The 12,927-nt window shown below is 38.2% G+C and carries 10 protein-coding genes; 9 read left to right on the top strand and 1 reads right to left on the bottom strand.

Going from position 1 to position 12,927, the window contains the following annotated elements:
* Window positions 1-149: 149 nt before the first annotated feature.
* The 6 genes from AC1MGI_RS12965 to spoVK all read left to right on the top strand — a co-directional run bounded on the left by AC1MGI_RS12965 (window position 150) and on the right by spoVK (window position 8,278).
* Complete coding sequence (locus tag AC1MGI_RS12965) at window positions 150-686, top strand: outer spore coat protein CotE (RefSeq protein WP_062180956.1); 537 nt, start codon at window positions 150-152, stop codon at window positions 684-686.
* A gap of 213 nt (window positions 687-899) precedes the next feature.
* Window positions 900-3,518 carry a DNA mismatch repair protein MutS gene (mutS, locus tag AC1MGI_RS12970; protein WP_480349787.1) on the top strand — a complete coding sequence of 873 codons (2,619 nt, stop codon included), beginning with the start codon at window positions 900-902 and terminating at the stop codon, window positions 3,516-3,518.
* A 15-nt stretch (window positions 3,519-3,533) separates the two neighbouring features.
* Window positions 3,534-5,489 (top strand): DNA mismatch repair endonuclease MutL, encoded by a 1,956-nt coding sequence (mutL, locus tag AC1MGI_RS12975; RefSeq protein WP_480345612.1) that lies wholly within the window; start codon window positions 3,534-3,536, stop codon window positions 5,487-5,489.
* A gap of 158 nt (window positions 5,490-5,647) precedes the next feature.
* Window positions 5,648-6,604 carry a tRNA (adenosine(37)-N6)-dimethylallyltransferase MiaA gene (miaA, locus tag AC1MGI_RS12980; protein WP_480345613.1) on the top strand — a complete coding sequence of 319 codons (957 nt, stop codon included), beginning with the start codon at window positions 5,648-5,650 and terminating at the stop codon, window positions 6,602-6,604.
* Window positions 6,605-6,632: 28 nt separating this feature from the next.
* The gene (gene hfq, locus AC1MGI_RS12985; RefSeq protein ID WP_062180756.1) at window positions 6,633-6,863 is read left to right on the top strand and encodes an RNA chaperone Hfq; all 231 of its coding nucleotides are present in this window, start codon (window positions 6,633-6,635) and stop codon (window positions 6,861-6,863) included.
* Between the two features lie 461 nt (window positions 6,864-7,324).
* Complete coding sequence (gene spoVK / locus AC1MGI_RS12990; protein WP_480345614.1) at window positions 7,325-8,278, top strand: stage V sporulation protein K; 954 nt, start codon at window positions 7,325-7,327, stop codon at window positions 8,276-8,278.
* Between the two features lie 428 nt (window positions 8,279-8,706).
* Here spoVK and AC1MGI_RS12995 read toward each other — a convergent pair whose 3' ends face one another.
* Window positions 8,707-9,315, bottom strand: a complete 609-nt coding sequence (locus AC1MGI_RS12995; protein ID WP_480345615.1) for a trimeric intracellular cation channel family protein — start codon at window positions 9,313-9,315, stop codon at window positions 8,707-8,709.
* A gap of 366 nt (window positions 9,316-9,681) precedes the next feature.
* Here AC1MGI_RS12995 and AC1MGI_RS13000 point away from each other — a divergent pair, with 366 nt between their 5' ends.
* The 3 genes from AC1MGI_RS13000 to glnA all read left to right on the top strand — a co-directional run bounded on the left by AC1MGI_RS13000 (window position 9,682) and on the right by glnA (window position 12,911).
* Window positions 9,682-10,944: a methionine gamma-lyase family protein gene (locus AC1MGI_RS13000; RefSeq protein ID WP_480345616.1), complete on the top strand. Its 1,263-nt coding sequence runs from the start codon at window positions 9,682-9,684 to the stop codon at window positions 10,942-10,944.
* Window positions 10,945-11,132: 188 nt separating this feature from the next.
* A complete protein-coding gene (locus AC1MGI_RS13005) occupies window positions 11,133-11,537 on the top strand; it encodes a MerR family transcriptional regulator (protein ID WP_480345617.1) in 405 nt (134 codons plus the stop codon).
* A 39-nt stretch (window positions 11,538-11,576) separates the two neighbouring features.
* Complete coding sequence (gene glnA, locus AC1MGI_RS13010) at window positions 11,577-12,911, top strand: type I glutamate--ammonia ligase (RefSeq protein WP_480345618.1); 1,335 nt, start codon at window positions 11,577-11,579, stop codon at window positions 12,909-12,911.
* The last annotated feature ends 16 nt before the right edge of the window (window positions 12,912-12,927 follow it).

The raw sequence follows: 12,927 nt of genomic DNA on the forward strand, positions 1-12,927 counted from the left end.
AACAGCTATGACACATATCCCTATGGGGACGCATAGACTAGTGTAGGTTAAAAACTAATTACATCCAGTTTCTAAATCAAAATAACTTGCACACTAGACTTTTTACACGCATAGGATGAATGGAAACTGTATGAGGAGGGTTCGCTAGCATGTCACACTATAGAGAGATTATAACGAAAGCGGTGGTGGCAAAAGGACGAAAATTTACGAAGTCCCAACACACCATTTGCCCGGCTCATCATCCCACAAGCATTCTAGGCTGTTGGATCATCAACCATAAGTACGAAGCAGAGAAAATTGGCAAGAAGGTAGAAATTCGCGGCAGCTACGAGATTAACGTTTGGTATTCGTATAATCATAATACAAAAACCGAAGTCGTCACGGAAAAGGTTACGTATTGTGACTTTATCTCGTTGAAATATCGTGATCCTGATTGCCATGATGATCAAGATGTTATAGCAAAAGCTGTACAACAGCCAAATTGCATTGAAGCCTGCATTTCTCCATGTGGACAAAAAATCATTGTTCATGTGGAACGGGAATTCTTTGTGGAAGTCATTGGAGAGACGAAGGTTTGTGTTGCTGTTAATCCACATGGCTGTGATGATGATGACTGGTATTCAGATTTAGACGATGATTTCGAAGATCTAGATCCAGATTTTCTAGACGAATTTGAAGATGAATAAATCCAAGGATTAAACTTTAGTACCTGCAATCAGACCGGATGTGCAATCGTTCATCCGGTTTCATTATGGAAAAATGTTGCTATTTTTTATTGTAAATAAAATGATTTGAAATTTTTGCTTGACGCTTTTCCAAAAGAGTATACGTGAAACCAGCAGGGGCCGTATGTTATAATGAATCCAAACAAAGATCTTAGCAGGAAAGGTTTTGAAACAATGGCAGCGAATACGCCGATGATGCAACAATATTTAAAAATTAAGGCAGAGTACCAAGATGCCTTTTTATTTTTTCGTTTAGGCGATTTTTATGAAATGTTTTTTGAGGATGCCGTACAAGCTTCACAAGAACTCGAAATTACGTTGACAAGCCGTGGTGGTAGTGAAGACCGTATTCCGATGTGTGGAATCCCTTATCACTCTGCAGCTTCTTATATAGATGTTTTAATAGAGCAAGGATATAAAGTCGCAATTTGTGAGCAAACCGAAGACCCTAAGCAAGCAAAAGGAGTCGTTCGTCGTGAAGTAGTCCAATTAATAACCCCAGGTACGAAAATGGATGGTAAAGGGATGGATGAGAAAGAAAATAATTACATTGCCTCTATCACTGATTTTTTCGATGGGACATTTGGATTTGTCTATGCCGATTTAACAACTGGGGAAAGCAAGGTTACCATTATAAATGGTTCTTTTGATAGCGTGTTTAATGAATTAGCGATCGTTGGGGCGAAGGAGGTCGTGTTAGCGGCTAATTTCCAAGAGGCTCGGCAAAGGCAGCTGAAGGATCGAGGTGTTTCTGTACTTTCTTTCGAAGATCAAATCGATGTAAACGATCAGTTTTCAAACTTATTAACAAATCTAGAGGATCAAAAGAGTAAAAAGACGGCTTCAAGACTGATGCATTATTTATTTCGGACTCAGAAAAGAAGCCTAGATCATCTGCAAATTGTGCAGTCCTATGAAACGGATCATTATATGAAGTTGGATTATTATTCTAAAAAAAATTTAGAACTCACCGAAACGATTCGTGGTAAAGGCAAGAAGGGTTCCCTTTTATGGCTACTTGATGAAACAAAAACAGCGATGGGTGGAAGGATGCTCAAGCAATGGATTGATCGCCCTTTAATTGACAGGGCCCAAATTGGTCATAGAAGCAATCTTGTTGAAACACTTATTCGTCATTATTTTGAAAGGCAAGACCTTCGCGAGCGTTTAAAAGAAGTATATGATCTGGAAAGATTAGCTGGTCGGGTCGCGTTTGGCAATGTCAATGCAAGGGATTTAATTCAGTTAAAGCGTTCGCTGAAACAGCTCCCGAATATACGTGGCATTATTGCTAGTATTGAAAATGAAGACATGGCTTTGCTATCTGAAGAAATTGATCCTTGCGAAGAGCTGACCGATTTATTGGAAACATCACTCATTGATAATCCACCACTTTCGATAAAAGAAGGGAATTTCATTCAAGACGGGTTTCACGCCGAACTGGATACATACCGTGATGCTAGTCGGAATGGGAAGACATGGATTGCTACCCTTGAACGAGAAGAGCGAGAAAAAACCGGGATTAAATCGTTGAAAATCGGTTATAATCGAGTGTTTGGTTACTATATTGAAGTAACGCGAGCAAATCTTCAGAATCTGGATGATTCCCGTTATGAACGGAAACAAACCTTATCGAATGCAGAGCGGTTTATCACTCCTGAATTAAAAGAAAAAGAAGCATTGATTCTTCAGGCTGAAGAAAACAGCATTCGGCTTGAATATGATCTGTTTATCGGGATTCGTGAGCGTGTTAAAGAATTTATCCCACGTTTGCAAGCTCTGGCTAAACAAGTTAGTGAGCTAGATGTGCTACAATGCTTTGCGACGATAAGTGAAGAACGACATTATGTAAAACCTGCTTTTTCAGATGATAAAAAGATTGTATTGCAGAATGGTCGACATCCAGTCGTTGAGAAAGTGTTGCAATCACAGGAATATGTCCCTAACGACTGCTATATGGACACTGAAAGAGAAGTTTTGCTTATTACTGGTCCGAATATGTCGGGGAAAAGTACGTATATGCGTCAGATTGCCTTAACGTCTATTATGGCGCAAATCGGTTGTTATGTTCCGGCAGACGAAGCGATATTACCGATATTTGATAAAGTGTTTACCCGGATTGGGGCTGCGGATGATTTAATTTCTGGGCAAAGTACTTTTATGGTTGAAATGTTAGAAGCGAGGAATGCCATTACGAATGCGACTGCAGATAGTTTAATATTATTTGATGAAATAGGCCGCGGTACAAGCACATATGACGGCATGGCACTTGCTCAAGCGATCATTGAATATATTCATGGAGAAATAGGGGCGAAGACGCTCTTTTCGACTCACTATCATGAACTGACCGTTTTAGATGAAGAACTACCAAAATTGAAAAATGTTCATGTAAGTGCTGTTGAGCAAAATGGCCATGTTGTATTTCTTCATAAAATAAAAGAAGGTCCTGCAGATAAAAGTTACGGAATCCATGTAGCAAAGCTTGCTCAATTGCCAGAGGCGTTGATCAACCGCGCAAACGTCATTCTTTCACAGCTTGAACAAGGAAATACATTAGCTGTCCCACAAGCAGCCAGCTCTGAGATTGTTTACGAAGCAAATAATCAACATAAACAAGAATCAGCAAATGAAGCTCAATTATCATTTTTTGAACAGGCGTTGCCTTCAGAGGAGAAGGTCTCTTCTTCAAAAGAAATTAAAGTACTTGAGGATCTAAAAAAAGTAGAAATAATGGACATGACACCACTTGATGCACTAAATATGCTTTATAAACTGCAAAAAAAACTAAAATAAATGTGAGGTGATAACTTGGGAAACATTGTCCAACTCGATGAAGCGTTATCGAATAAAATCGCTGCTGGTGAAGTAGTTGAACGACCTGCATCAGTTGTCAAAGAACTTGCGGAAAATGCGATTGATGCGAACAGCTCAATCATTGAAATTGAAATTGAAGAAGCGGGGTTATCCTCAATTCGGATTATTGATAATGGTGATGGGATTCTTCCAGAGGATGTAAAAAAGGCATTTCATCGCCATGCAACTAGTAAAATCAAAGATGAAAATGATCTATTCAGGATTCGTACTTTGGGGTTTCGTGGTGAGGCGCTCCCAAGTATTGCATCCGTTTCTAAATTTGAAATGAAAACAAGCACAGGAGACGGACCGGGAACGAAGATTATGCTTGAGGGGGGACTTATTAAAGAGTTATCCGCCTATTCCAGTAGAAAAGGCACGGATCTGCTCGTTTCTGATTTGTTTTATAACACACCTGCACGTTTGAAATATATGAAAACCATCCATACGGAGTTAGGTAATATTACAGATGTCGTCAACCGGCTTGCTCTTTCCCATCCAGAAGTTTCTTTTCAACTTACACATAATGGAAAAAGATTACTCCATACGAACGGCAATGATGATGTTCGACAAGTTCTTGCTGCCATTTATGGGATTAATATTGCGAAGAAGATGATCCCAATTACTGGTGAGTCATTAGACTTCACCATTCAAGGCTATATTGCTTTACCGGAGATTACTCGTGCATCCAGAAATTATATCTCAACGATGATAAATGGAAGATTTATCAAAAACTATCCATTGGCAAAAGCAATCTCGGAAGGTTTTCACACGCTACTTCCAATCGGTAGATATCCTATAGTTCTTCTATCTATTCAAATGGATCCAATATTAGTCGATGTCAATGTACATCCTGCAAAAATGGAAGTGAGATTGAGTAAAGAACAAGAATTGAACCAGCTTGTCACTGAAACAATAAAATCAGCCTTTAAAGAAAGAGCATTAATTCCAAGTGGATTCGCTCCAATACAAAAAGAACAGTTGAAAAGTGAGCAAACGTCACTAGACCTAGGACATGTCGATCAAAAGGGGAATGAAATACTTGAAAGTGCAAAAAAAGACTCAACGATTATAAAAGAAACGTTGAGGAATGAAGGGGAGAATCATCAAATCAGTGGTCAGTCGTATATTCGTGATGAGTCTGCTTTGCAACTTGACAGAGCATATCCCGATAATCTTCATGAAGAAATGAGAGTCTTTCAACCATACCAAGAAGATATAGTGAGTCATGAAGCAGCAGATGAGGACTCACCGACTGAATTTCATTGTGAAACAAATATGAATGAGGTATTTTCTGATGGGACTGAAATTATTGCGAAAGATGTGCCAAGAGTGCCTGTGCTTTATCCGATCGGTCAAATGCATGGAACGTATATCTTTGCCCAAAATGAAAATGGCCTGTATATTATTGATCAACATGCTGCTCAAGAACGAATTAAGTATGAGTATTTTTCAGAAAAAGTGGGTCGTGTTGAAAATGAACTTCAGGAAATGCTCGTCCCTATTACATTGGAATTTTCTAATGACGAGTGCATTCGCATCAATGAGAATACGGAAGAGTTGGAAAGGGTCGGAATTTTCCTAGAAGAATTTGGTTACAATTCCTTCATTGTACGAGCTCATCCGCAATGGTTTCCTAAAGGAATTGAACAGGAAATAATCGAAGAAATGATTGAACAACTCTTATCTATGAAAAAAGTGGATATAAGGAAACTTCGTGAGGAAGCAGCCATCCTCATGAGTTGTAAGGCTTCCATTAAAGCTAATCGCCATCTTCGCAATGATGAAATTCAAGCACTTTTGGATGAACTGCGACAATCATCTGATCCTTTTACATGCCCTCACGGTAGGCCGATTATTATTCATTACTCTGGTTATGACATGGAGAAGATGTTTAAACGCGTGATGTAGTTTATAAAGGTAAGACTAATTTAGTGTATGCAGAGTCTGGAGAAAATAACTTTACGTGCGTTTAATAGGTATAAACGATTTATCATTTGTCTATGATGAATGATGTTTGACTGCTTTAAACGTACGAAAAGTAAAAATTAAATAAGGCAGTGAATGTTTTGGAACAAGAAAAAAATAAGTTACTTGTCATTATTGGCCCAACAGCAGTCGGGAAAACAAAACTGAGTATAGAAATGGCGAAGCGTTTTAATGGTGAAATTATAAGCGGAGATTCTATGCAAGTTTATAAAGGGATGGATATCGGAACAGCAAAAATAACACCTGACGAAATGGAGGGCATCCCTCACTTTCTGCTAGATATTAAAGAACCAAATGAGTCATTTAGTGCGGCAGATTTTCAAGAGCAAGCGAATCAGGCAATTGCAGATATTCAGAAGCGTGGTAAACTGCCGATTATTGTTGGAGGTACAGGATTGTACATTCAATCTGTAATTTATGACTATCAATTCTCAGAGGCCCCTTCTAATTTAGAATATAGAAAAAGGCTGGAATCTATTGTGGAAACAGATGGAATTGAACCTCTTATTGAGAAGCTTCGGTCAATTGACCCTGGAAGTGCTGAGAGAATTCATCCTAACAATATTAGGCGCATTATTCGAGCGTTGGAAATTTATTATTGCACAGGAATCACGATGTCTAATCAACTCGAAAAGCAAACATCCGAATTAAAGTATGATACAGCTCTTATCGGCTTGACGATGAACCGTGAAGCACTTTATCGGCGGATTAACCAACGCGTTGATGTTATGATGGAACAGGGATTAATGGAAGAAGTAAAGAGCTTTCATGAACAAGGTTTGAGAGATTGTCAGTCGATACAGGCAATTGGATATAAGGAATTATACGATTACTTCGATGATAGGCTAACGATCGATGAATCAGTTGAAGCATTAAAACAAAATTCACGACGCTACGCTAAGCGTCAACTTACTTGGTTTCGTAATAAAATGGATGTAAAATGGTATGAGGTGCAAGAACAGGGAAATAATTCATTTGTTTCTGAAGAAATATCCACATATATAGCAGGAAAGCTATCACTTAACGCGAATATGTAATACATAGAGAGAATGAGGAGGAATAATGATGAAACAAGTAAATATTCAAGATCAATTTTTAAATCAGTTAAGAAAAGATAGTACATATGTGACTGTTTTTTTATTAAATGGTTTTCAAATTAGAGGACTTGTTAAAGGATTCGATAACTTTACCGTTTTATTTGAATCTGAAGGAAAGCAGCAGTTGGTCTTTAAACATGCAATTTCCACTTTTGCTCCACAAAAAAATGTGCAAATTGATTTTGAAGCAAAAGAATAAATGGAATTATACGTACAGCGATCCCCACTTAAAAACAGAACCATTCATCTGTTTTTAAGTGGGGATTTTTATTTGGTCTAGAAAATATAGTTGTGGTGAAGTTGTAGTTCATTAAAATGGGGTGTTTGATCCAAGTCGCGTGCTTCATTTTTGTATTGAAGCCCCACGAAGGTCTAGTCTTTCTAGTTCCAGTACCCGATAAAGCTGTAGAAAAGATAATAAGCTTCAAGAAGGGAAAACACACCTTCTTGGCTTTTCTTATGTTTGCTCTTTTGTTGTGCTGTACTATTTTTAACAAATACTACTGATGTAACTCGTTCATGAATATAAATAAATGAGGGATTATTTCTTGGGAAAGCGCAGGAAATGACATGATTCTCATTTAATTATGGAAAAACAAAATAATTGGCGAACATTATGAGAGTTTGTCATTTCTAATCGTTCTATGAGAGGTGAATACATTGGAACAACCGATCCGTAAAAAAAATAACGGACAGATTAATATTGTCTTAAATGGACAAAAGCGGAAGCCTATACCGAAAGATCCGCCGATACGTGAAAGGCACGATCAAGATATTCCTCCTCAACATATAGCGCTGAAAGAAATAGAAGAGGAACTGGGAGAATTGGTTGGGATGGATGAAATGAAACGGATGATTAAAGAAATATACGCATGGATTTATGTGAATAAGAAACGAGAAGAGCGAGGGTTGAAGGCTGGACGGCAAGCTCTTCATATGATGTTTAAAGGTAACCCAGGAACAGGGAAAACTTCAGTAGCTAGGTTAATCGGCAGGCTGTTCCATAAGATGAATGTTTTATCTAAAGGTCATTTAATTGAAGTGGAAAGAGCGGATCTTGTAGGCGAGTATATTGGGCATACAGCTCAAAAAACTCGTGATTTAATTAAAAAAGCAATCGGCGGAATCTTGTTTATTGATGAAGCTTATTCCCTTGGTAGAGGGGGAGAAAAGGATTTTGGGAAAGAAGCAATTGATACGCTTGTAAAGCATATGGAAGATCGCCAGCACGAATTCATATTAATCCTGGCCGGTTATTCAAAGGAGATGGATCATTTCCTAACCCTGAATCCTGGTCTTCATTCAAGATTTCCTATTGTGGTAGACTTTCCGGATTATTCGATTGAACAATTGATGGAAATCGGACAAAGAATGATGGATGATCGGGAATATGTACTTAGCAGGGATGCGGAACGTAAATTGAAGGAGCATTTAATTATAATCAAGGCGGATCCGAGATTGGTGTCTTTTTCAAATGGTCGTTATATTCGAAATATTATTGAAAAATCAATACGATCACAAGCGATGCGGTTATTGCTTGAAGATTCATATGATCGAGGAGACCTTGTGACCTTAAGGAGTCAGGACCTTGTTTTTGATGAAGATGAAGAATAGATAAAGTGAAACTTCAATCAGTGGGTTTTTTCTTCATCCCTACTGATTGTTAGTTCCGTTCTAGAGTCGCTAATATCTTCGATAAAGCGTTAAGTACGCCGCGTCCTGCGGCAATGTCTTTGTGACCCACTTCCTGTGGCCTCAACTCTACCTTTTGAAAGCCACAAAGGTAAGTTTCGCTGTATCTCATCAATCGAACCTTTACGGGCAGTTTGTCCCCTACCTATCTTCTTTGTTCTTCATAAATTTGAGGGGATTACTGTCTGTTAAGAGTGAGATAAAAGTAAACCCGATTTACTAATTGAAAATTGTCTAAAAGAAAACAATATTCTTGATGAATATTAGAAAAGGGCTGCTTTTAGGAGATGAGAAATGCCTAAAGTGCAGCCCTAATTCATTTAAATTCACCTTATATAACATATTAACAATCAGTTGTATTGTTTAATATTCCTTGCCGGAAGTTTCCAGTTGTACGAGTAGGAAAGAACTCTTAATGCTGTAATCGCAAGGAATAAGCTATATAACTGCCAAGGTTCTATAGAACTGTTGAGACCTATGAAAAGACCGCAAATAATTGCCCATAAAGCGTATATTTCATCCTTCAAAACAAGTGGTTTTCTATGCGCTAATAAATCTCGAATCATTCCGCCGCCACAACCTGTAAGTACGGCAGCTACGAGAACGGCGCTTAAAGGCCGATTTAAGTCAATGGCGTAAAGTGCACCTTGAATGGCAAAAGCTGAGAGCCCAATTGAATCAGTAAAATTTCCCCATGTTTTCCAATGTTTTAATAAATTTTTGGGGAAGAGAAATACAATCGTTATAGATATTATTGCAATAATAAAGTTTGTGCCTTGATCCCATAACGCGGAAACGGGAACACCAATTAATAGATTTCGTAAGGCTCCCCCGCCAAAAGCGGTGACGACTCCCACAATGTAAACGCCTAATATATCATATTCTTCTTCCATCGCAATAATTGCGCCGCTTATAGCAAAAGCAATCGTGCCAATTATTGTTAGTATCTCCCATGTCATCGGAATTCCTCGCTGTTCTTTCATTATTCTATTTTATGACAACCTATCTGATTTTAGCAGAAACCACTGGTTTTTCAAGAGTTTTCTACTGCTAACAAGCTTAGAAGGTGTTATGATTATTAACGACTTTTCTGTGGAAAAGGGCGGGACTTCGCAAAATTAGCTCCGCGCCACCACCTTTATAAGGTGATGCAATTTGAGAACCTGAATCTTTTTCTTTGCGCTTTAGTTGGGTTCAGGATGATCAAGACTGTTTTATTAGGATGAATTGTGAAATGGTATTTTCATTTGTTATGATTAGGACATTCATCACTACTTTATCTTAAAAATCTGATTTTAATGATTGGAATAAGAAGGAGACTCAACATGTATCAGCATTTAACGAATGGAGATAGACTTAAAAAATTAACAGAACAGGCTGAAGCTCAAATAGCCCCAATACACCAAGATATTCATACAATGATGGAGCTAAACCAGTTTCGTGTTTTACAAAGCTTCCAAAGCAATAAAGTAAGTGATTCGCATTTTATTCCTACTACAGGGTATGGGTATGATGATTATGGAAGAGATACATTAGAAAAAATTTATAGTGAGGTATTTGGTGGAGAAGCAGGTCTAGTACGACCGCAAATCATTTCCGGAACTCATGCCATTTCCATTGCGTTGTTTGGTATTCTACGGCCAGGAGATGAGCTATTATACATAACAGGCAAGCCTTATGACACATTAGAAGAAATAGTAGGGATTCGTGGTACGGGAATCGGTTCATTAAAAGAATTTAATATTGATTATAATTCTGTTATGTTGACTGATGAAGGGGAAATAGACTTCAATGCTGTGAAAAAAGCAATTACTCCTCAAACAAAGATGATTGGTATACAACGTTCGAAAGGATATGCAACGCGGCCATCCTTTATGATATCTGAAATTGAAGAAATGATATCGTTTGTAAAAGATATTAACCCTAACCTAGTTGTTTTTGTTGACAACTGTTATGGAGAGTTTGTTGAGGATAAAGAGCCCTGTCATGTCGGTGCTGATTTAATTGCAGGTTCTTTAATAAAAAACCCAGGTGGTGGTCTTGCAAAAACAGGCGGCTATATCGTCGGCAAAAAAGAATATGTTGAAGCGTGTTCCTACCGTTTAACGTCACCAGGTATTGGAGCGGAAGCAGGGGCGTCTCTTTATAGCCTTCAAGAAATGTATCAAGGCTTCTTTCTCGCACCTCATGTAGTCGGTCAAGCTTTAAAGGGTGCGGTTTTTACATCAGCCCTACTTGAAATGTTGGGTATGAATACCTCACCGCGATGGGATGCCAAGCGAACAGATTTAATTCAATCTGTTCAATTTGATGATAAGGATAAAATGGTGGCGTTTTGTCAAGCGATCCAATATGCCTCACCGATAAATTCTCATGTTACACCTTATCCTAATTATATGCCGGGATATGTTGATGATGTTATTATGGCAGCAGGAACATTTATTCAAGGTGCAAGCATTGAATTGACGGCAGATGGTCCAACTCGTCCACCATATGTAGCGTATGTTCAAGGTGGGTTAACATATGAACATGTAAAAATTGCTGTGTTAACAGCAGTAGACTCCTTGATTGACAAGAAACTTATCTAGGGGAAGGTTATGATGGAAAGCGTGTGAAATTGCGTCTTCATACGAATGGGTTGCAAAACTTTTTATGAACAATTCTGTTTTTAAAAAAACTAAACTAAAAACATGTTAGGAAATGTAACATATGATTGACAATAAATCTAACATTTAATATAATATAAATAAGAAAACCAATAAGGAGGATGCTGAAGATGAGTAGTAGCAACATTCGGCGTTCGATGCCTCTTTTCTCAATTGGAATTGTCATGCAGCTTACCGAATTGTCCGCTCGTCAAATTCGTTATTACGAAGAGCATCAATTAATTACTCCTATGAGAACAGAAGGAAATAGGCGACTGTTTTCCTTGAATGACATAGATCGTCTCTTAGAGATAAAAGATCTACTAGAACAAGGTGTCAACTTAGCCGGTATTAAGAAACTTATAATTGTAAATGAAACGGAACTTGTTTCGAATAAACCGATTCAGAAGTCAGAAGAAATTAGGAAAGATCTCAGTGACGGAGAATTGCGGAAGCTTTTAAAATCAGAACTTTTGCATGGTGGCAGGCATCGCACAACGCTGCGTCAAGGAGATATGTCCAGATTTTTTCATTAAATAAAATCAAAAAAACAGAATTAAGAGAGGAAGTTGTTCATGGTAAAGTATACTCGTGAAGATATTATTCGTTTGGCCAAAGAGGAAAATGTGAAATATATTCGACTCCAATTTACGGATATTCTAGGAACAGTTAAAAACGTAGAAATCCCAGTAAGCCAGTTAAATAAAGCACTAGATAATAAAATGATGTTCGATGGTTCTTCAATTGAAGGGTTTGTGCGTATCGAAGAATCTGATATGTTATTACAACCAGACCTTAATACATGGGTGATTTTTCCGTGGACTTCAGAAAAAGGGAAAGTTGCACGTTTAATATGTGATATATATACGACAGAAGGAACTCCTTTTAGTGGTGACCCGCGTACCAATCTGAAACGAGTCCTAGCTGAAGCGAAAGAAATGGGCTTTACAGAGTTTAATCTTGGACCAGAGCCAGAATTCTTCCTATTCAAATTGGATGCGAATGGTGAACCTACACTTGAATTAAATGATAGAGGTGGTTATTTCGACCTTGCGCCAACAGATTCAGGTGAAAATTGCCGTCGTGATATCGTACTTGAACTAGAAGAAATGGGCTTTGAAATAGAAGCTTCTCACCATGAAGTAGCACCAGGTCAGCATGAAATCGATTTTAAATATGCAGATGCCGTGAGTGCTTGTGATAATATTCAAACGTTCAAACTTGTAGTAAAAACAATTGCTCGTAAACATGGTTTGCATGCAACATTTATGCCAAAACCACTGTTCGGAGTAAGTGGATCTGGTATGCACTGTAACGTATCTTTATTTAAAGATGGTGAGAATGCATTCTATGACAAATCAGGTAACCTCCAATTAAGTGAAACGGCTGAACAATTCATTGCAGGGATCATTAAGCATGCTCCGAACTTTACTGCGGTAACAAACCCAACCGTTAACTCGTATAAACGTTTAGTACCGGGTTATGAAGCACCTTGCTATGTTGCGTGGTCAGCTCAGAACCGTAGTCCGCTTGTACGTATTCCGGCTTCTCGTGGAATAAGCACTCGTGTTGAAGTACGAAGTGTTGACCCAGCAGCTAATCCGTATTTAGCACTTGCTGTCATACTGAAAGCAGGTCTTGATGGGATTAAGAATAAAATGACTCCGCCAGCTCCGATTGACCGTAACATTTATGTAATGACTAAAGAAGAACGCGAAGAAAATGGTATCGTAGATCTTCCTGCAACATTATTTGCTGCATTGGAAAAATTAAAAGAAGATGGAGTGATTATGAACGCTCTAGGTGATCACTTATTAGAACATTTCATTGAGGCAAAAGAGATTGAGTGGGATATGTTTAGAACGCAAGTTCACCCATGGGAACGTGAGCAATACATGAACATGTATTAATCAAATGAAAGCCTTG

It is taken from the genome of Peribacillus sp. BM1, assembly GCF_056679975.1.